Source organism: Nocardia bovistercoris, assembly GCF_015674855.1.
GTDB lineage: Bacteria > Actinomycetota > Actinomycetes > Mycobacteriales > Mycobacteriaceae > Nocardia > Nocardia bovistercoris.
Genome location: NZ_JADMLG010000004.1, coordinates 339071 through 359282 on the forward strand (window position 1 = coordinate 339071; position 20212 = coordinate 359282).

16 protein-coding genes are annotated in these 20212 nt (G+C 70.3%); 12 read left to right on the forward strand and 4 right to left on the reverse strand.

Translation table 11 applies throughout. The features are described from left to right. The first annotated feature begins 41 nt into the window (after positions 1–41). Complete coding sequence (locus IT779_RS12600; RefSeq protein ID WP_196149441.1) at positions 42–635, forward strand: TetR/AcrR family transcriptional regulator; 594 nt, start codon at positions 42–44, stop codon at positions 633–635. Positions 636–653: 18 nt separating this feature from the next. Further along, complete coding sequence (locus IT779_RS12605; RefSeq protein ID WP_196149442.1) at positions 654–1187, forward strand: GNAT family N-acetyltransferase; 534 nt, start codon at positions 654–656, stop codon at positions 1185–1187. A 464-nt stretch (positions 1188–1651) separates the two neighbouring features. On the opposite strand, the gene IT779_RS12610 is transcribed toward IT779_RS12605, so the two are convergent. Beyond that, positions 1652–2107: a winged helix-turn-helix transcriptional regulator gene (locus IT779_RS12610; protein WP_196149443.1), complete on the reverse strand. Its 456-nt coding sequence runs from the start codon at positions 2105–2107 to the stop codon at positions 1652–1654. Between the two features lie 80 nt (positions 2108–2187). Between IT779_RS12610 and IT779_RS12615 the strand changes: the two genes are divergently transcribed. Further along, on the forward strand, positions 2188–3036 hold the full coding sequence (locus IT779_RS12615; RefSeq protein ID WP_196149444.1) for an enoyl-CoA hydratase/isomerase family protein: 849 nt from the start codon (positions 2188–2190) through the stop codon (positions 3034–3036). A 287-nt stretch (positions 3037–3323) separates the two neighbouring features. Here the strand turns inward: IT779_RS12615 and IT779_RS12620 are convergent, their stop codons facing one another. Together IT779_RS12620 and IT779_RS12625 are read right to left on the reverse strand one after the other, a co-directional pair. Continuing rightward, the gene (locus IT779_RS12620; protein ID WP_196149445.1) at positions 3324–5123 is read right to left on the reverse strand and encodes a glycerol-3-phosphate dehydrogenase/oxidase; all 1800 of its coding nucleotides are present in this window, start codon (positions 5121–5123) and stop codon (positions 3324–3326) included. A 139-nt stretch (positions 5124–5262) separates the two neighbouring features. Next, entirely contained in the window at positions 5263–5862 is a 600-nt protein-coding gene (locus tag IT779_RS12625) for a TetR/AcrR family transcriptional regulator (protein WP_196149446.1), read from the reverse strand. Between the two features lie 172 nt (positions 5863–6034). On the opposite strand from IT779_RS12625, the gene IT779_RS12630 reads away from it, so the two are divergent. Together IT779_RS12630 and IT779_RS12635 are read left to right on the forward strand one after the other, a co-directional pair. Further along, positions 6035–7612 (forward strand): FAD-binding oxidoreductase, encoded by a 1578-nt coding sequence (locus IT779_RS12630; RefSeq protein WP_196149671.1) that lies wholly within the window; start codon positions 6035–6037, stop codon positions 7610–7612. After that, on the forward strand, positions 7609–8550 hold the full coding sequence (locus IT779_RS12635) for a diacylglycerol kinase family protein (protein ID WP_196149447.1): 942 nt from the start codon (positions 7609–7611) through the stop codon (positions 8548–8550). The genes IT779_RS12630 and IT779_RS12635 overlap by 4 nt, the downstream gene beginning before the upstream one ends. 45 nt (positions 8551–8595) lie before the next feature. On the opposite strand, the gene IT779_RS12640 is transcribed toward IT779_RS12635, so the two are convergent. Then, positions 8596–9417: an AAA family ATPase gene (locus IT779_RS12640; protein WP_196149448.1), complete on the reverse strand. Its 822-nt coding sequence runs from the start codon at positions 9415–9417 to the stop codon at positions 8596–8598. A 424-nt stretch (positions 9418–9841) separates the two neighbouring features. On the opposite strand from IT779_RS12640, the gene IT779_RS12645 reads away from it, so the two are divergent. From IT779_RS12645 to rpmA, 7 genes are all read left to right on the forward strand, one after another. Continuing rightward, on the forward strand, positions 9842–12523 hold the full coding sequence (locus tag IT779_RS12645) for a valine--tRNA ligase (RefSeq protein ID WP_196149449.1): 2682 nt from the start codon (positions 9842–9844) through the stop codon (positions 12521–12523). Then, positions 12520–13977 carry a bifunctional tetrahydrofolate synthase/dihydrofolate synthase gene (gene folC / locus IT779_RS12650; RefSeq protein WP_196149450.1) on the forward strand — a complete coding sequence of 486 codons (1458 nt, stop codon included), beginning with the start codon at positions 12520–12522 and terminating at the stop codon, positions 13975–13977. The genes IT779_RS12645 and folC overlap by 4 nt, the downstream gene beginning before the upstream one ends. Before the next feature lie 29 nt (positions 13978–14006). Beyond that, entirely contained in the window at positions 14007–14414 is a 408-nt protein-coding gene (locus IT779_RS12655; protein ID WP_196149451.1) for a DUF4233 domain-containing protein, read from the forward strand. Positions 14415–14495: 81 nt separating this feature from the next. Further along, positions 14496–14912 carry a nucleoside-diphosphate kinase gene (ndk, locus tag IT779_RS12660; RefSeq protein ID WP_196149452.1) on the forward strand — a complete coding sequence of 139 codons (417 nt, stop codon included), beginning with the start codon at positions 14496–14498 and terminating at the stop codon, positions 14910–14912. Positions 14913–15431: 519 nt separating this feature from the next. Beyond that, positions 15432–19064 carry a translation initiation factor IF-2 N-terminal domain-containing protein gene (locus tag IT779_RS12665; RefSeq protein ID WP_196149453.1) on the forward strand — a complete coding sequence of 1211 codons (3633 nt, stop codon included), beginning with the start codon at positions 15432–15434 and terminating at the stop codon, positions 19062–19064. A gap of 510 nt (positions 19065–19574) precedes the next feature. Beyond that, on the forward strand, positions 19575–19886 hold the full coding sequence (gene rplU, locus IT779_RS12670; protein WP_196149454.1) for a 50S ribosomal protein L21: 312 nt from the start codon (positions 19575–19577) through the stop codon (positions 19884–19886). Between the two features lie 19 nt (positions 19887–19905). Next, on the forward strand, positions 19906–20172 hold the full coding sequence (gene rpmA, locus IT779_RS12675; RefSeq protein ID WP_196149455.1) for a 50S ribosomal protein L27: 267 nt from the start codon (positions 19906–19908) through the stop codon (positions 20170–20172). The last annotated feature ends 40 nt before the right edge of the window (positions 20173–20212 follow it).

Here is a 20212-nt window from a genome sequence, read left to right on the forward strand (position 1 = left end):
ACGAGCCCCGATGCCACCGCGGCCCGAGCCGGTGAGCGACTATGAGCGCCGCGCCGGTCAGCCGCAGGACCAGACCCGCCAAGGCGCCGCTCAGCCGCGCGGTGATCGTCGAGACGGGGTTGCGCATTCTCGACACCGACGGCGCGGCGGCGCTGACCATGCGGCGAGTCGCCCAGGAACTCGACACCGGCGCGGCGTCTTTATACGTCTACGTCGCCAATCGCGACGATCTGATGGTCGCCATGCTCGACGACGTGATCGACGCGGTGCCCGAACCCGATGGCGAGGACTGGCGTGCGCGGCTCGTCACGCTGATCGAAGATGCCATGGTCGCGATCGGGCGCCATCAGGGTCTGGCGCTGGTAGCCCTCGGATCGGCTCCCACCGAGACCGTGCGGTCGCGGCTGCTCGACCGGATGCGAGCGCTGCTCGCCGAGGCCGGGGTGGATTCGCGCACCGGCGCGTGGGCCGTCGACCTGCTGTATCTGCATCTCGTGGCCGCCGTGGCCGATCGTGGCGCGACCGATGCCGTCACCGCCGCGCGCCACGCCGAGCCGTCCGAAGACGATGCGGCTCGCGCGCGCTGGTCGCTGCGGGTGTTGATCGACGGAATTGTGGCGACACCGGCGGGGTGAACGGGCAATACTGCGGCGATGACGATCCGTGCGGCCGTCGAGGCCGATCTGCCGGAACTCCAGGACATCGAGAACGATGCGGGCGAACTGTTCGCCGAGATCGGGATGCTCGACATCGCCGAGGACGAACCGCCCTCGCTGGCCCGGTTGCGCGAATTCGCGGACGCGGGACGGGCCTGGGTCTGGGTGGACGAGGACGACCGGCCGGTCGGTTATCTGGTGCTCGGCATCGTTGACGGGAGCGCGCACGTCGAGCAGGTTTCGGTGCGTCGCGCGTTCGCCGGGCGGCGGATCGGGGTGCGGCTGATCGAATACGCCGCCCGGTGGGCAGTCGGGCGCGGGATGCTGGACATGACGCTGACCACATTCAGCGCGGTGCCATGGAACGGGCCGTATTACGAACGGCTCGGGTTCCGGGTGATTCCGGTGGCGGTGCTGACTCCGGAGCTGCGGGCGATCCGTGCGGCGGAGATCGATGCCGGTCTGGACTGCGCACCGCGCGTTGCGATGCGGGCCGCGTTGGCTGACCTGATCGGTCCGGTTGCGGGGTGAGCGTGGTGGATCGGCGGGGCTGCGGGTGGTCGCGTCGACACTGCGGGTGGCGGTGCGGGCCGCGCCGGCTGATCTCATCGGTCCAGTTCCGGGGCGAGCGCGGTGGATCGGTGGGGTGCAGGTGATGGCGTCGGCACTGCGGGCCGCGGGTGGCGGTGCGGGCCGCTGACCGATCTGATCGGTCCGGTCGCGGGGTGGGCGCGGTGGATCGGCGGTTCGGGTGGTGGCGTTGACACTGCGCGCCGCGGGTGGCGGTGGGGCCGGGCTGGCTGATCTCATTCGATCCGGTTCCGGGCGCGGTGGATCGGCGGAGGTCAGGTGGTGGCGTCGGCACTGCGGGCCGCAGGTGGCGGTGGGGGCCGCGCTGGCTGATCTGATCGGTGCGGTTTCGTGGTGGGTGTGGTGGTTCGGGTGGTGCGTCGACACTGCGACGCGGGTGGCGGTGGGGGCCGCGCGGGCTGATCTCATTTGTCCGGTTCCGAGGTGAGGACGGTGAGGTCGGCGGGGGTGCAGGTGGTGGCGTCGGCGGTGACGAGTGCGGCGACTACGGGTTTGCCGGTGCTGGTCTGCACGAGCTGAACGGTGGGGCGGTTCGGGCCGGTGAGGTGGCGGTCGCCCCATTGCATGAGGCCGACGACCACCGGGTACAGCTCCCAGGCGATGGGGGTCGGCCGGTATTCGCTGCGTTCGCGGCGGCCTTCGTCGCGGTAGGGGATCCGGTCGACCAGTCCGTGCTCGGCCATTTCGGCCAGGCGGCGGCTGAGTACCGATGTGGAGACGCCGAGGTGTTGCTGGATGTCCTCGAAGCGGTGCACGCCGTTGAACATCTCGCGCAGCACGAGCAGGGTCCATCGGCTGCCGACCACGTCGAGTGCCCGGACCACGGGGCAATTGTCCAGGTCGACCGATGTCCACTCCATGGTTCGCATTCTAACCGTTGAGTTCTGTTGTAGAAGTCAGCTAGATTCTGAGTTCTACAACAGAACTCAGGAGTGTGCCCATGTCGGACCGGTATGCCGCGCTGGCCGTTCGCCGCGAACGCGGCGTCGCCTTCGTCACCATCGACCACCCGCCCGTCAACCTCGTCGACGAGGTCCTCGTCGCCGACCTGGACCGGCTGCACGGCGACCTGGTCGCCGACGCCGACACCCGCGTGGTCGTGTTCCAGAGCGCGAACCCCGAATACTTCCTCGCCCACGGTGATATGCGTCTCATCACCGAACAGGCCGCGCTCGAGGCATACCTCGCTGGCCCCGGACTCGACCTGTTCCAGCGCTACCGCGACCTGTCGCAGGTCACCATCGCCAAGATCACCGGAAGGTCGAGGGGCGGCGGCGCGGAATTCCTGCTGCACCTCGACCTGCGCTACGCGGCGCTCGAGAACGCGTGGTTCGGGCAGCCCGAGGTGAGTCTCGGCATCTTCCCCGGCAGCGGCGGCACCGAACTGCTGCCGCCGCTGCTCGGGCGTTCCCGCGCGCTCGAAGTCATCCTCGGTGGCGGGCGCTACGACGCGGCCACCGCCGAACGCTACGGCTGGATCGACCGCGCGCTCCCGGCCGCCGAACTCGACGAGTTCGTCGACGACCTCGCCCACCGCATCGCCGCCCAGCCTCCGTCCGCCGTCGCCGCCGCCCGCGCGGCCGTCGACGCCGCCGCACCGCGACCCGAATCGGCGGGAGCGCGCACGGCTGAACTGCTGTTGCCGCTGTTCACCGGCCCCGACGCCCGGCGCCGCACGGAAGCGGCGCTCGCCGCGGGAGCGCAGACCCGTGCGGGTGAACGCGATTTGGAGGGGCTCATCGAACGCAGCCGGGTGGCGTCGGAAGCGGGAGTGCCGTCGGTCGGATGACGTTCGACGGGCTTCGTATGCCGGAACGTGCGTAGTCAACGCCCGATCGGGAACCGTCGAGGCCGGGGACTCGGCGTCGTACACACGCGAGTTCCCGCGGGGCGCCATGCATCGGGGTGTGCGCGCGGCCGATCGCCGCGGCGGGAAGATCCTCGCGCCGTCTCGGTGAAACGGGTATTCGTCTCGGTCGACATCTGTCGTTCGCGCCGATGAGATCGCGGTTCGATGGATTCGAGTACTCGGAAGGAGGGGCGTTCGAATCGCGGCGTCGAGCCCGGCCCGGTCGGTTAGTTACGGTCGATGGCGCTCGCGGTGGCGAAGGCCGCTCTGGCGGCGGGGAGGGCGGCTTCGCGGTCGGCGGGGACGAGGCCGATTCGGGTGCGGCGGTCGAGGAGGTCTTCGGGGGCGAGGGCGCCCTCGTGGGTGATCGCGTAGGCGAATTCGGCGGCGGTGACGTCGATTCCGGGGGCGACCGGCTCGGCGAGCGTGGGGTCGGTGCGGGTGGCGTCGTGGATGGCGCCCGCTTGGGAACCGTAGCGTTCGATGAGGATCGGCGGTGCGTCTACGCGGTCCCTGGCTGCCCCGGAGACCGCGCCTACCAATGGAATTCGGCGGGTGGCGCACGGGCGGGCGGGGAGGTTCGCGGCGCGGACGGCGGCGTCGACCGCGTCCTCGGCCATGCGGCGGTAGGTGGTGAGTTTGCCGCCGACGACGGTGATCACGCCGGTGGGGGCGTGCAGGATCGCGTGCTCGCGGGAGATGTCGGCGGTGTCGCCCGCCTCGGTGCGCAGCAGGGGGCGCAGGCCCGCGAAGGACCCTCGGATGTCCTTGCGGGTCAATGGTTCTCGTAGGACGGTGTTGACGGTGTCGAGGAGGAAGTCGATCTCGGTGTCGGTGGCGGCGGGTTCGTCGGGGACCGGGCCAGGCGCGTCCTCGTCGGTGAGGCCGAGGTACATCCGACCGTGCGGGGCGGGCAGGGCGAAGATGAAACGGCCGACGCTGCCCGGCACCGGAACCGTCAACGCGGCGGTCGTCGCGCCGAACGCGGCGGCGTCGAACACCAGATGCGTACCGCGCGAGGGGCGCAACTCGATGCTCGGGTCGACCTGGTCGGCCCACACGCCCGTCGCGTTCACCACCGCCCGCGCGCGCAGCGACATGGTCTCGCCGGTGCGGGTGTCGCGCAGCACGGCCGCGTCGCCCGTCACCTCGAGCGCCTCGACGCGAGTGAGGATGCTCGCGCCGTGTGCGGCGGCGGTGCGCGCCACGGTCACGACCAGTCTTGCGTCGTCGACGAGTTGACCGTCCCAGGCCAGCAGGGCGCCACTCAGCCCGGCGCGGCGCACGGTGGGGGTCAGGCGCAGCGCCTCGGCGGCGGTCACCCGACGCGACCTCGGCAGCAGCGACGCCGGGGTGCCCGCCCCGCGCCGCAGCAGGTCGCCCGCGCGGAATCCGGCGCGGATCAGCGTGCGTTCGGCGCGCCCGAGTCCGGGTAGCAGCGGCACCACCTGCGGAAGTGGGCGCACCAGATGCGGTGCGGTGCGCGCGATCATGATGCCGCGCTCCACCGCGCTCTCGTGCGCGATACCGACGCGTCCGCTCGCCAGATAGCGCAGCCCGCCGTGCACGAGCTTCGAACTCCACCGACTCGTGCCGAACGCCAGATCGTGTCGCTCGACCAGCACGGTACGCAGACCGCGGCTCGCCGCGTCCAGGGCGACGCCGACCCCGGTGATGCCGCCGCCAACCACGAGCACATCGACCTCGGGTGCGTCACCGAGGGCGCGCAATTCGCGGTCGCGCCGGGCCGCGTCGAGTGCGGAGGGGTCGGTCGCGTCGGGCGTGGAGTTCGCGGTGGCGCCGGGCGTTGGGCGATGGGCCGCGTCGGCCGCGGAATTCGGGGCCGCGCCGAGAGAGAGATGGCGAGCCGCGTCGGAGGTGGAGTGCGAGGTCGGTGCGGGGCCGAGTGCCGAGGCGGGGGTCGCGCGCTTGACCTCGGTGGGAACTAAATCATGGGCCGTATCGGCGGCCGAGTTGCGAGAAGTGTCAGGCGCGGAATCGCCACCGGTCGCCGAGTTCGGGTTCATCACAAGTCCTTTCCAGTACGAGAGAAGGCGATGGGCCTCGACGGTGCAGCGGGTGCGGTGGTGCGTGGCGGACGCGAGTCGACGCAGCTCCCGATCGTGGGGGAGCTACGAGGACTTGCGGTTTCGTGGTGCCGCGGGTTCACGGGTGATCCGGTCGCAGGTAGCCCTCGAGTGCATGGGTGAGTTCGATGTCGAGGGCGGGGGCGGGGAGCAGGTCCGCGACGGTGCCCGCGGATTGGACCGCCGACTGGGCGGTGAGCAGGAGCATGGTCGCCATGCGGGTCGGGTCGCCCGCGCGGATGGAGCCGTCGGTGTGGCCCGCGGCGATGGTGGTGGCGAACAGGTCGACGAGGGTGCGTTGGTTGCGGCCGAGTCTGCCGAAGACGTAGGTGAGCATGAGGTCGGTGTCGGTGCGGAAGATCTTGCCGAACAGTGGGTTCGAGCGGATGTGCGCGGCTCCGGTGACGATGCCGCGCACCAGTCTGGCGCGCGCGTCACCCGTGGCGGGCATGGTGTCGGCGAGGATCGCGCGCAACTCGCGGACCAGGAGTTCGGCGATCAGCGCGCCGGTGTCGGGCCAGCGGCGGTAGACGGTCGGCCTGCTCACCCCGGCTCGTCTTGCGACCTCGGTGAGCGTGGTCCTGCGCACCCCGAACTCCGCGACGCAGGCCCGTGCGGCGTCGAAGATCGCCAGGTCGGTGGCCGAGAGGTCGGGTTCGTCCGTGGCTGGGTTCGACATGGTCACCGCCGGGTCTCGATGGCGTGGGACGCGAGCGCCCCGATTCGCCGGGTTTCACCAAGATTGTTCTTACTTCTTGACACTCTATGTCAAACTGTAACGCATGGTCGATACCCGGTACGGCGATACACCCGCCCGCGAAAACCAGGGCGCACAGCCGCCCGCAGCGAGTATGGTGTGGGACGCCTGGGGAATTCCGGCTGGACACCAGCCACTTTCGGCGCAGATCCGTGGTCTGCTCGCTCAGGTCTTCGGTATCTCCGGTGATCCGGTGGTGCGTCGCGATGAGGGCGACGTGCCGCTCCGCGAGTCGGCGCTCACGCCGGCTCAACGAGACGGTCTGGTCGCGGTGGTCGGTGTGGGCAACGTCTCGACCGACCATCACGACCGACTGGTACGCGCGGGCGGAAAAAGCACTCCCGACCTGCTACGTCGCCGACTGGACGGCCTTCAGGACGCGCCCGATGCCGTGGTGTTCCCGGCCGATCACGAGCAGGTACTCGCGGTGCTGGCGTACTGCGCGGACAACGCCGTCGCGGTCGTCCCCTTCGGCGGCGGCACCAGCGTGGTCGGCGGCGTCGAACCCGACCGCGGCCGTTTCGCCACCGTGATCGCCCTCGACCTGCGCCGCCTCGACCGCCTGCACGCGGTCGACCCGGTGAGCGGCACCGCCACCTTCGGCGCGGGCGTCACCGGGCCGCGTGCCGAGGAACTGCTTGCCGCGCACGGACTCTCGCTCGGCCACTTCCCGCAGAGTTTCGAATTCGCCAGCATCGGCGGGTTCGCCGCCACGCGATCCTCGGGGCAGGCGTCGGCGGGCTACGGCCGGTTCGACGATATGGTCCAGCGACTGCGAATCGCCACGCCGAGTGGCGATCTGGAGCTGGGGCACGCGCCGGCCTCGGCCGCGGGACCCGATCTGCGCGAACTGTTCGTCGGCTCCGAAGGCGCGTTCGGTGTGCTCACCGAGGTCACCGTGCGCGTGCGTCCGCGCCCGGAAACCGTTGTGCATCAGGCATGGTCGTTCCCCGACTTCGCCACCGGCGCCGTGGCGCTGCGCGCGGTGGTGCAGGCGGGCGCCGCCCCGACCGTGCTCCGCCTGTCCGACGAGGCCGAAACCGGGCTCAACCTGGCGCGTTCCGGCGATATCGGTGGCGGTTCGGTCCAAGGCTGTCTGGCGATCACCACCTTCGAAGGGACGCGGGCGCATATCGAGAGACGGGTCGCCGAGGCGGAGGCGCTACTGCTCGCGGCCGGTGGCGCCGCGCTGGGGTCCGCGCCCGCCGAGCAGTGGGAGCACGGACGATTCGCGGCGCCGTACCTGCGGGACGCGCTGCTCGACCTCGGCGTGCTCTGCGAGACGTTGGAGACCGCGACGAGTTGGTCCGCGCTCGCCGAGGTGAAGGCGAAAGTCACGGCCGCGCTCACCGATTCGCTGTCCGGGCAAGGCACGCCGCCGGTGGTGATGTGCCACATCTCGCACACCTATCCCACGGGCGCGTCGTTGTATTTCACCGTCGTCGCCAAGCAGACGGACGATCCGCTGACCCAGTGGGGGATCGCCAAGCGCGCGGCAGGCGACGCCATCGTCGCGGCGGGCGCCACCATCACCCACCACCACGCTGTCGGCACCGATCACCGACCCTGGCTGACCGCCGAGATCGGCGAACTCGGGGTGCGGGTGCTGCGCGCGGTCAAGCGGGAACTCGATCCGGTCGGCATCATGAATCCCGGAAAGCTGATCCGGTGACCGCCGTGCGATCGGCGCTCGTGGTCACCAACCGCCGCTCCGGCGCGGGCCGTGGTCACGACAGCGCCGCCGCCGCGGTGGGAAGGCTGTCCGAGCGCGGTGTCGAGGTCACCGAGATCCGCGCGCCGTCGGCGGCGGAATCGGTTCGGCTGGTGCGCGACTCGCTGTCCGATCCGGGTAACCGGCCCGACGCCGTGGTGTGCGTCGGTGGCGACGGCCTGATCAACGTGGTGCTCGCGGCGGTCGCGGGAACCGGTGTGCCGCTGGGCATCGTGCCGAGCGGCACCGGCAACGACCTCGCCCGCGCGCTCGACGTGCCAACCGACGATCCGGCGGCCGCGACCGATCTGGTGCTCGCGGGCCGCACCCGCGTGGTCGACTTGGGCCGCATCGAAGCCACCGGCGCCGAGCCGATGTGGTTCGCCACCGTCACCGGTACCGGATTCGACGCCCGGGTCACGTTGCGCGCCAACGCCATGCGCAGGCCGAAGGGCCCGTCTCGCTACAGCCTGGCCGCGCTGGCCGAACTCGCGAGCGGACTCGCCGTGCCGTACCGGATCGAACTGACCGGCCTCGCGCCGGGCGCGCTGGACAACCCGGCGCGGGACACCGCGATCGAGACCGAGGCCGTCATGGTCGCGGTGGGCAATTCCCGCACCTACGGCGGCGGCATGCTGATCTGTCCCGATGCCGAGATGGACGACGGTTTCCTCGACGTGACGGTGGTCGGCAAGGTGTCACGCTGGGAGATGCTGAAACTGCTCCCGGCCCTGTCGGCGGGAAAGCGCATCGACCACCCGGCCACCCGCCGCTACCGCACCCGACAGGTCCGCCTCACCGCCGAGGGCGCCCCCGCCACCGCCGACGGCGAACCGGCGGGCGTCCTGCCCGCCGTTTTGCGCGCGGCGCCCGGCGCGCTGACCGTGCTGGCCCGCTGAATACACCGCTGAGATCGTGAGCGGGCGGGCGATCCGGTCGCCGCGTTACGCGGTGTCCCGCGCGCTCGCCCCGCCGTCCGTCGGATCCGTATCCGACGTTGAATCCAACTGCCGTGAAACCGATTCCATTGTGACGACCGTCCGTTCCCGACGTGGTTCCGTTGCGCTGTGGTCCGGTGGCGCAGCGGTGAAGGTGACGGCGCCGATGGTGTTGACAGTCGATCGGTCGGCTATCACGATCGAGGCGCAGCGCGCGGCGAGCGCTTCGACGGCTACCGCGCCGACGAGTCGATGCCAGCGGCGCACGTGCAGGCGGAAGGACACCCCGTTCACCCGCCGCCCGCGGGCGCGCTGCCCGGCCATCGCGTCGTCGGCGGGCACGTCGAGCAGGACCACGTGCATTTCGCGGTGGTACTTCTCGGCCCAGCGTCCGATCATGGTTCGTGCCCAGCCGAAGGTCGCGCAGTCGTGGATCACGACCGGCCCGCTCGCTTCGCGCAGCGCCTCGCGTATGCCCGCGTAGTGCGCGACGTGCACGATCGGGCGCCACAGCGGGTACGGCAGTCGGCCCAGCTTGTGCCGCCAGCGATTTCGCGCGTGGTGGGAATCGAGGACGAGCGCGCCTTGCGGTGTGCGCGGCGGCGCCTCGTCCTCGGGGCTCGCGCCGAAGAACTTGTGCAGCGCGGTGCTCTTGCCCGCGCCGGGGATTCCGGCGAAGATCAGTGCGGCGGTGGGTGGGTATCGCAGTTCGTCGACGGGGCGGCCGCGCAGGTCGTGCACGGCGTCGGGTCGCAGGATTCGGCGCGGGGTCACGGGAAGTCGCGGTTCGGCGGGATATAGGGGTACGGCGTCCAACGGGGGGCTCATCCTACCCAGAGTCCCGAGTCGCGCCTGTTTCGGCAACCGGGAAAACCCTGAATTCACAGCGGAAATCCGTCGTTCACTACTTTCGGGTGGGAGAAACCGCCGCGTGCGCGGTTCGGCGCCCATCGGTGGCGCTCGTCGGTTACCGTGATGACTCGCGCGCGACGCGCCGGACCGGCATCGGGGGTGTCCGACCGACATGGTGACGGCCGCACCGCCGCCGCGAAGCGACGATAGGCAGTGCCATGCCGGAAACTGAGAATTGCTTATGGATTCGGTGCCGCGCACGCGAACACCGGTAAGCTGACAGGTGTAGGCGGAGTGTTCGGTGTCCCTCATCCACCGAAGGCTCCGCCTTTTTTTGCGCCGGGCCTTTTGCGCCGGGGCCTCGTGGGAGCCCGAGGTCGCCCGCAACTAGAATGCCGGGGTGACCAGCACAGCCCCTGACAACTCGCGTAATCGTGCCGATGCCCTACCCAAGAGCTGGAACCCCGGCGAGGTAGAGGCCGAGATGTACGAGCGCTGGGTAGCCGCGGGGTACTTCACGGCCGACGCCTCCTCCGACAAGCCCACCTACTCGATCGTGCTGCCGCCGCCGAACGTCACCGGCAGTCTGCACATGGGCCACGCCCTCGATCACACCCTGATGGACACCCTCTCGCGGCGCAAGCGTTTGCAGGGTTACGAGGTGCTGTGGCTGCCCGGTATGGATCACGCGGGTATCGCCACCCAGACGGTGGTGGAGAAGCAGCTCGCCGTCGACGGCAAGACCAAAGAGGATTTCGGCCGCGAACTGTTCATCGACAAGGTCTGGGACTGGAAGCGCGAATCCGGCGGCACCATCCAGTGGCAGATGCGCGCGCTCGGCGACGGCGTCGACTGGAGCCGCGACCGGTTCACCATGGACGATGGCCTGTCGCGCGCGGTGCAGACCATGTTCGAGCGCCTCTACGACGCCGGGCTCATCTATCGCGCCGAGCGATTGGTGAACTGGTCGCCGGTGTTGCGCACCGCGATCTCCGATATCGAGGTGAAGTTCGAGGACATCCCCGGCGAACTCGTCTCCCTGCGCTACGGCTCGCTCGACGACGCGCAACCGCACGTGGTCGTGGCCACGACCCGGGTGGAGACGATGCTCGGCGACACCGCCGTGGCCGTGCACCCGGACGATCCCCGCTACCGCTCGATGATCGGCGGCACCATCGAGCATCCGATCACCGGACGGCAGATCCCGATCGTGGCCGACGACTACGTCGATCCCGAATTCGGCACCGGCGCGGTGAAGATCACACCCGCGCACGACCCCAACGACTTCGAACTCGGCCTGCGCCACAATCTGCCGATGCCGTCCATCATGGACGAGCGCGGCCGAATCGTCGGCACCGGAACCGAATTCGACGGCATGGACCGTTTCGAGGCCAGGGTCGCGGTGCGGGAGCGGCTGGCGCGCGAGGGTCGCGTCGTGGCCGAGAAGCGGCCCTACGTGCACAGCGTCGGACATTCCGAGCGCAGCGGTGAACCGATCGAGCCGCGCCTGTCCATGCAGTGGTGGGTGAAGGTGGAGTCGCTGGCGAAGGCGGCGGGCGACGCCGTGCGCGACGGCAAGGTGGTCATCCACCCGCCGAGCCAGGAACCGCGCTGGTTCGAATGGGTGGACAACATGCACGACTGGTGCATCTCGCGCCAGCTGTGGTGGGGCCACCGCATCCCGATCTGGTACGGCCCTGAGGGCGAGGTGATCTGCGTCGGCCCCGACGAGTCCGCGCCCGAGGGCTGGGTGCAGGACCCGGATGTGCTCGACACCTGGTTCTCCTCGGGTCTGTGGCCGTTCTCCACCATGGGCTGGCCCGACAACTCCACCGAACTCGAGAAGTTCTATCCGACGAACGTGCTCGTCACCGGCTACGACATCCTGTTCTTCTGGGTGGCGCGGATGATGATGTTCGGCATGTTCGTGGCCGAGGACTCCGCCATCACCGCGGGCAAGCGCGCCGACGCCCCGCAGGTGCCCTTCCACGACGTGTTCCTGCACGGGCTCATCCGCGACCAGTTCGGCAAGAAGATGTCGAAATCGCGCGGCAACGGCATCGACCCGCTGGACTGGATCAAGGAGTTCGGCGCCGACGCCCTGCGGTTCACGCTGGCGCGCGGCGCCCAGCCCGGCGGCGATCTGTCCGTGGGCGAACCGCACGCGCTGGCCTCGCGCAGCTTCGTCACCAAGCTGTTCAACGCGACCAAGTTCGCGCTGATGAACGGCGCGCGCCCCGGCGAACTGCCCGCCCGCGCCGCACTCACCGACGCCGACCGCTGGATCCTGGACCGGTTCGAAGTTGTTCTGGCCGAAGTGGATTCGGCCTTCGACGCCTACGAGTTCGGCAAGGCGTGCGAGGCGCTGTACCACTTCACGTGGGACGAGCTGTGCGACTGGTATCTGGAATTGGCGAAGGTGCAGTTCGCGGGCGACGACGCGCGGGTCGAATCCACCAGGGTGGTACTCGGCAACGTGCTCGACGCGGTGCTGCGGCTGCTGCACCCGGTGATCCCGTTCGTCACCGAAGCGCTGTGGCAGGCGCTCACCGGCGGTGCGTCGGTGGTCGTCGCCACCTGGCCGCAGCCATCGGGCGTGCCCGCCGACGCCGATTCCGAGCGCCGCCTGGTCGACGCTCAGCAGTTGATCACCGAGATCCGCCGCTTCCGCAGCGATCAGGGTCTGGCCGACAAGCAGAAGGTGCGTGCCCGCCTCGACGGTCTCGACGCGTCCGGACTCGGCGAATTGCGCGCGGCGATCACCAATCTGGCGCGCCTCACCGATTTCGAGCCCGGCCAGGAGAGCACCGCCTCGCTGGAGGTGCGACTCAGCGGCGCCACCGTCGTGGTAGGGCTGAACACCGAGGGTTCCGTCGACCTGGAGGCCGAACGCCGCCGCCTGGAGAAGGATCTGGCCGCGGCCGAGAAGGAACTCGCGGGCACCGCGGCGAAGCTCGGCAACGACGCGTTCCTGGCCAAGGCGCCGGAGAACGTGGTCGACAAGATCAAGGCGCGCCGCGACGTGGCCGCGGCCGAGGTCGAGCGGATCGGGGTCAGGCTGGCGGAACTGGCGGCCCGATGAACGACGAGCCGGAGCGTCAGTACCAGGACGAGACCGGGTCGACCCGCCTCGGTTCCGGTCCGTCGCCGGTGGATCTGGCGGAGATGGCGCTGGTCGAGGCCGAACTCGACCAGCGCTGGCCGGAGACGAAGATCGAGCCGTCGCTGACCAGGATGTCGGCGCTGATGGACCTGCTCGGCTCGCCGCAGCACGGCTATCCGGCGATCCACGTGGCGGGCACCAACGGCAAGACCTCGGTGGTCCGCATGATCGACGCGCTGCTGACCGCGCTGCACCGGCGCACCGGCCGGATCTCCAGTCCGCACCTGCAGCTCGCCTCGGAGCGGATCAGCATCGATAACCGGCCGGTGAGTCCGGCGAAGTACGTCGAGATCTATCGCGAACTGCTTCCGTTCGTGGAGATGATCGACCGGCAGTCGACGGCGGCGGGCGGGCCGAGGATGAGCAAGTTCGAGGTGCTCACCGCCATGGCCTACGCCACCTTCGCGGAGGCGCCGGTCGATGTCGCGGTGATCGAGACCGGGATGGGCGGGTCATGGGACGCCACCAATGTGATCGACGGGCAGGTCGCGGTCATCACACCGGTCGGGATCGATCACACCGAATACCTCGGCGACGACCTGACCTCCATCGCGGGGGAGAAGGCGGGGATCGTCAAACGTGCGCCGGAGAGTTTGATTCCGCGCGACACCGTGGCCGTGATCGCCGAACAGCAGCCCGAGGCGATGGATGTGCTGCTGCGCCGGGCGGTGGCGGCCGACGCGGCGGTGGCGCGCGAGGGGTCGGAGTTCCGGGTGCTGGCGCGTCGGATCGCGGTCGGTGGCCAGCAGTTGGAGTTGCAGGGGCTCGGCGGGGTCTACGACGAGATCTTCCTGCCGCTGCACGGCGAGCATCAGGCGCACAACGCGGTGCTCGCGCTGGCGGCGGTGGAGGCGTTCTTCGGTGCGGGCGCGTCGAGGCAGCTCGATATCGATGCCGTGCGGGCCGGATTCGCGGCGGTCACGAGTCCGGGGCGGATGGAGCGGATGCGCAACGCGCCGACGATCTTCATCGACGCCGCGCACAATCCGGCGGGCGCGCGAGCGCTGGCCGCGACGGTGAGCGCGGAATTCGACTTCCGCAAGCTGGTCGGTGTGGTGTCGGTATTCGCCGACAAGGACGCGGCGGGCATGCTGGAGGCGTTGGAGCCGGTGTTCGACGAGATCGTCGTCACCACGAACGGCGCCCCGCGCGCGCTCGAGGTCGACGCGCTGGCCGATCTGGCGGTGCAGCGGTTCGGCGACGAGCGCGTGGTGACCGCGCAGACCTTGGCCGACGCGATCGAGACGGCCATCGCGATCGCCGAGGAGGTTGGCGACAGCGGTGAGATGGTCTCCGGCGCGGGAGTCGTGGTGACCGGGTCGGTGGCGACCGCGGGCGCCGCCCGCGCCTTGTTCGGCAAGGACCCGGCGTGAGCGCCGCCGCGGCGGAGAGGAGTCCGAGCATGACCGAACGGCCCGAGTCCGAGCAGGCCCCCGCCGCGCCCGATCCCTGGAAGGGGCTGCGCGGTGTGATGGCGGGCACCCTGGTCCTCGAGGCCATCGTGGTACTGCTGGCCCTGCCGGTGGTCGCCGACGTGGGCGGCGGGATCACCTGGTTCTCCGGCACCTACCTGGTGGCGCTGGCGACGGTCATGGTGCTCGGCGCCGGCATCCAACGCCGTTCCTGGGCGCTGCCGTTCAACCTCGGACTCCAGGTCCTGGTGATCCTCGGCGCGTTCATCCACCTGTCGATCGGGATCATCGGCATCGTCTTCGCCGTGGTCTGGGGATTCATCCTGGTGCTGCGCCACGATGTGCGGCGGCGGATGGATGCGGGCATGTTGCCCAGTCAGCGCGCGCGACCGGAGTAGCGGCGGCGCGCGCGGCGTGTCCGCGCGGACCCGGCCGCTCTGGTTCGGTACCCGGCGGGGACGCCCGATAGGCTGTGCGCCGTGACTGAGCAGACGTTGGTACTCATCAAGCCGGACGGCGTGGCCCGTGGCCTGGTCGGCGAGGTGCTGGCCCGGATCGAGCGCAAGGGGCTGAAGATCGTCGCCCTCGAGCTGAAGCAGGTGTCGGAGCAGCTGGCCGGAGAGCACTACGCCGAACACGCCGAGAAGCCGTTCTACGGCTCCCTGATCGAGTTCATCACCTCGGGTCCCGTCGTCGCCGCCATCCTCGAGGGGCCGCGCGCGATCGCCGCCTTCCGCCAGATCGCGGGCGGCACCGATCCGGTCGAGAAGGCCGTCCCCGGCAGCATCCGCGGTGACTTCGGCCTCGAGACCCAGTACAACCTCGTTCACGGGTCCGATTCCACCGAGTCCGCCAAGCGCGAGATCACCCTCTGGTTCCCCGAGTTCCCGGCCTGATCGGCCGCCGACTCCGGTACCAACGGCCGGGCCTGAACAGCGCCGATCCGACCGGGGCCGCCCTTCGTCGCGCCGCCGCGTTTCCCGGTCCGCGACCGGCGCGCTCGCCTCGCGGTCGAGCGCCGATGGCGAATCGTGCGCGCGCGATGTGGGATACTGGGGTTGGTTACCAACGGTTCCGACTGTTCGCGCAGGTACGCGAACTATCGGTGATCGAGGCAACCGGATGACACCGCGGTTGGATGCCGATCATCGCTGCCACGGATGTCGATGCCCGTTCTCGGGTGTCGATGCCCGCGTCGGCACGCTGGATGAGCGCTCGGGCCGTGGAGTTCAGCCAACAGCCAGGCGCCGCGTGACCGGTCGGTCCCGAGAGACGAGACAACAGGGTATCGACCGGACGCGCTGCGCGAGACCATAGGACCGCACGCGCAGGCGTGCGGTGGACGGACAGCGCCCTCGCGTTGGCCGCGTCACTCCGTACCGGGAGGGACGCGCCCGGGGGCCCGAGGAGACTTCGTGGCCGATCAAGAGCCGCAGCACACAACAGCACAGGATGCCGAACAATTGCCGGAGCGAATCCGAGTTCACGCGCTTGCCAAGCGGCTGGGAGTGACGAGCAAACGAATCCTGGCCAAACTCACCGAATTGGGCGCCGACGCGCGCTCCGCGCAGTCGAACGTGGACCGTGCCGTCGCGGAATCGGTCCGTGACGCGCTCGACACCGCCGAAGGCGCGGAACCGGCGGCGGGTGATGTCGCCGCCGCTTCGGCGTCCACCCGGGCGGCCGAGGTGGCCGCCCCGGTCGACACCGGAGCCGCGCACAGCGGTGCTTCCGAGGCCGTTCGCGGCGGTGGTTCCGAGGTCGCGCACGGTGGCGACGCCGGGGCTGCTCACGGCGGCACGGAAGCCGCTCGCCGTGGCGCCGATGCTTTCGCCGTCGAGACCACCGAGTCGGTCGACGCCGAATCGGCGGTCGAGACGCGGGCCGACGCGCCGGGCTCGCGGGCGGGATTGCTCTTCTCCGCCCCCGAGGTTGCGCAGCCGGGCGGGACGGGTTCGGTCGCCGCGGCGCAGCAGCCGTTGCGCCTGTTCACCCATGCCGAGCGCACCGATGATGTCGCGGTCGCGCCGGTGGTGTTCGAGTCCGCGGCCGTGTCCGCGCCGCTGTTCCTCCCGCCGGACGCGGCGGCGATCGAGGAGACCCGCAAACAGCGCAGGGCCGAGCGGGAGGCGCGACGCGTCGAGGAGCCGCCGGTCGAGGTGGAGGACGAGTCCGACACCGGTGACGACGACACCGACGACGGCGGCGCCGATCAATCCGGCGACGCCGACGGTCAGCCGAGGCGAAGGCGGCGCGGTCGTCGCGGGCGCGGGCGCGGACGTGGCGAGCAGCATTCCGACGCCGATGGCGACGAGGATCACACCGACGCCGCCGAATCCTCGGATGCCGACGATGTCGATGACTCCGAGGACGTCGCCGCCGAATCCGTCGACGGCGCGGACGACACCGACGGCGAGGACGGCGACGGCCTGCCCGAGGGATCGAGCCGACGTCGCCGTCGCCGACGTCGCCGCAAGGTCGCCGGTGAGGGCGAAGGCGCCGAAACCGCCGCCGAGGACGACCCGCCGAACACCGTCGTGCACGAGCGCGAGCCGAGGAACAAGAGCCGAGGACGCGCCGCCAACGCCGACGAGGTGCAGGGCATCACCGGCTCCACCCGGCTCGAGGCCAAGCGTCAGCGCCGCCGCGACGGTCGCGAGGCCGGTCGCCGTCGCCCGCCGATCCTCACCGAGTCGGAATTCCTCGCCCGGCGCGAGTCCGTCGACCGGGTGATGGTGGTGCGCGAGAAGACCTTCCAGGATCATCCGACCGCGACCCAGGTCGCGGTGCTCGAGGACAACATCCTGGTCGAGCACTTCGTGACCAGCACCGGGTCGGCCTCGATGGTCGGCAACGTGTACTTGGGCCGGGTCCAGAACGTGCTGCCGAGCATGGAGGCGGCCTTCGTCGACATCGGCCGCGGCCGCAACGGCGTGCTCTACGCCGGTGAGGTGAACTGGGAGGCCGCCGGGCTCGGCGGCCGGGAGCGCAAGATCGAGCAGGCGCTCAAGCCGGGCGACCAGGTGCTGGTCCAGGTCTCCAAGGATCCGGTCGGGCACAAGGGCGCGCGGCTGACCACCCAGATCAGTCTGGCCGGACGATTCCTGGTGTACGTGCCGGGCGGCACGTCCACCGGCATCAGCCGCAAGCTGCCCGATACCGAGCGCAAGCGTCTCAAGGAGATCCTGCGCGATATCGTGCCCGCCGACGCCGGTGTGATCATCCGCACCGCCTCCGAGGGCGTGGCCGAGGCCGAGCTGGCCCGCGACGTGGAGCGACTCCAGGCCACCTGGCGCACCATCGAGGAGCAGGCCGCCAAGGAGAACGGCGCGCCGAAGACCCTCTACGAGGAGCCGGACCTGCTGGTCAAGGTCATCCGCGACCTGTTCAACGAGGACTTCTCGCGCCTGGTCATCGAGGGTGAGCGCGCGTGGAGCACGGTCGAGCGCTACATCGGCACGGTCGCGCCGGACCTGCTCGCGCGGGTCTCCCGGCACGACGCCGGTTCGGTCGACGTCTTCGAGACCTACCGGATCGACGAGCAGCTGGCCAAGGCGCTCGACCGCAAGGTCTGGCTGCCCTCGGGCGGCACCCTGGTGATCGACCGCACCGAGGCCATGACGGTCATCGACGTCAACACCGGCAAGTTCACCGGTTCCGGCGGCAGCAATCTCGAGGAGACGGTCACCAGGAACAACCTGGAGGCGGCCGAGGAGATCGTGCGCCAGATGCGGTTGCGCGATATCGGCGGCATGATCGTCGTCGACTTCATCGACATGGTGCTCGAGTCCAACCGGGATCTGGTGCTGCGTCGGCTCACCGAGGCGCTTGGTCGCGATCGCACCCGGCACCAGGTCTCCGAGGTGACGTCGCTGGGTCTGGTGCAGATGACCCGCAAGAAGCTCGGCACCGGTCTGGTCGAGGCGTTCTCCACCACCTGTGAGCACTGCCACGGTCGCGGCATCCTCGTGCACACCTATCCCGTCGAGCCGTCGGCGTCCGAGGACGGCGGAGCTCGCAAGGAGACCGGTTCGCGCAGGCGGCGCGGTCGCGACAAGGGCGCGGCGCCGACACCGCCCGCGGTGGCCACCGCACCCGTGCCGGAGGTGTCGGAGGAGGACGCGGCCGTCAAGCGCGCGCATCCGGTCGCGTTGGCGATGGCGGCGCATCAGCATTCCGACGACGATGTAGACGAATCCGACCTGGACACAGGGGATATCGCCGAGGCGGGCGAGGCCGAGGCGGCGCACGCCGAGGTCGGCGCCGCGGCGTCGGGCGCCGAATCCGGCTCCGCCGCAGGCGATGCCGAGGTTGTCGTGACAGGTTCCACGACGGTTGCCGAGGCGGTCGTCGCCGCCGAGGATGCCGTGATCGCGGAGTTCGCCGCGAATGCGCTGAGTGCCGGTGCCGAGGCTGTCGTCGTCCGCGACGGGGTCTCCGCCGAGGTCGGCGCCGAGCAGTCGGTCGCGGTCGTCTCGGAGGTGCGCACGGTCGACACCGCGGCGGAGACACCTGTGGGGCGCGCAGCGAAAGCGACTCGAGGAGACCGGCGCAAGACAGCCGAGACGCGCAGGTCGAAGTCGGCTGCGGCGGACAGGGCCGAGACGGCCGTGGCCCGCCGCGCGGAGACGGCTGTGGCACACGGCGCGGAGACGGCTGTGGCACACGGCGCGGAGACGGCTGTGGCACGCGGCGCGGAGACGCCGGTGGCACGCGGCGCGGAGACGCCGGTGGCGCGCGACTCGGACACGACAACGGCGCGTGGGTTGGAGACGGCCACGGAGAACGGGTCCGGCGCGACGCATCCCGCGACTTCGGGCACGAACGGCGCTCCCGAACCGGGGCGGCCCGCTCGCCGACGCCGAGTGGCCAGGTCGGCGGCGGCGCCCGCGGCCGACAGCGGCGGCGCGGTGTTCGTGGTGTCGGGCAACGACCAGCCGTCCGCGCCGGTGCTCGACCCGGACGAGCCGGTGCCGACGGAACTGCTCGCGCGCAAGCCACGGCGGCGCGCGGTCGGCAGGCCCGCCGGTCCGCCGGTCGACGACTGACACGTCCTCGGTGGTCCGGTAGGCCCGGACCGCCCGGCGCGTCGCTCGGTTCGGACCGACGGTGCTCGACTCGGTCGCACGCCCGGCCCGACTCGGCCTTGCCCGGTGCCCGACTCGGCCTTGCCCGATACCTCGGTGCGGTCAGGCGTGGCGCTGCTCGGTTCGGACCGGGCCACTCGGGCTCGACCCGGTCCGCTTGCTCGGTGCGACCGAGTCCGGCCGCCTCGGCTCGAATCGGCTCGGCCCGCTCTGTTCGAGATGCCCGATTCGACACCGTTCGGTGCGGATCGGCTCTCGACCGGCGCGTTCGCCGAATGGTTGCCGAAGGGCGAATTGGGTTGTGGTGTCGGGGTCTGGTAACCTCGGTTGGTCGCTGCCTGGCGATGGGCATCACCTCACGCCCCCAGTCGCAGCAACCAGCCAAGACAGCAAACCAGCTACGGCACGGTCGCGTCGCACTCCCGCGGCGCGAACGAGCACGAGTAGACATCGAGTGGAGGAAGCCGACCGATGGCAACGTACGCGATCGTCAAGACCGGCGGAAAGCAGTACAAGGTCGCGGTCGGTGACCTGGTGAAGGTCGAGAAGATCGAGGGTGAGCCCGGCGCGTCCGTCGCGCTGGCCCCGGTTCTCGTCGTGAACGGGTCCGAGCTGACCACCGATGCCGCCGCGCTGGCCGCGGTTTCCGTGGCCGCCGAGGTCGTCGAGCACACCAAGGGCCCGAAGATCCGCATCCACAAGTTCAAGAACAAGACCGGCTACCACAAGCGCCAGGGTCACCGTCAGCCGCTGACGGTTCTCAAGGTCACCGGCATCAAGTAAGCATCCGAGGAGAACTGCCATGGCACACAAGAAGGGCGCGTCCAGCTCGCGGAACGGTCGCGATTCCAACGCGCAGCGACTCGGCGTCAAGCGTTTCGGCGGCCAAGCCGTCCAGGCGGGTGAGATCCTGGTTCGTCAGCGCGGCACCCACTTCCACCCCGGCGTCAACGTCGGCCGCGGTGGCGACGACACCCTGTTCGCCCTCGCGGCGGGCGCGGTGGAGTTCGGCGTGAAGCGTGGACGCAAGACCGTCAATATCGTCGCCGCGGAGCCGGTCGGGGCCTGACCGCCCCACCACTTCGACAGCGTAGAGCGGGTCAGGGTCG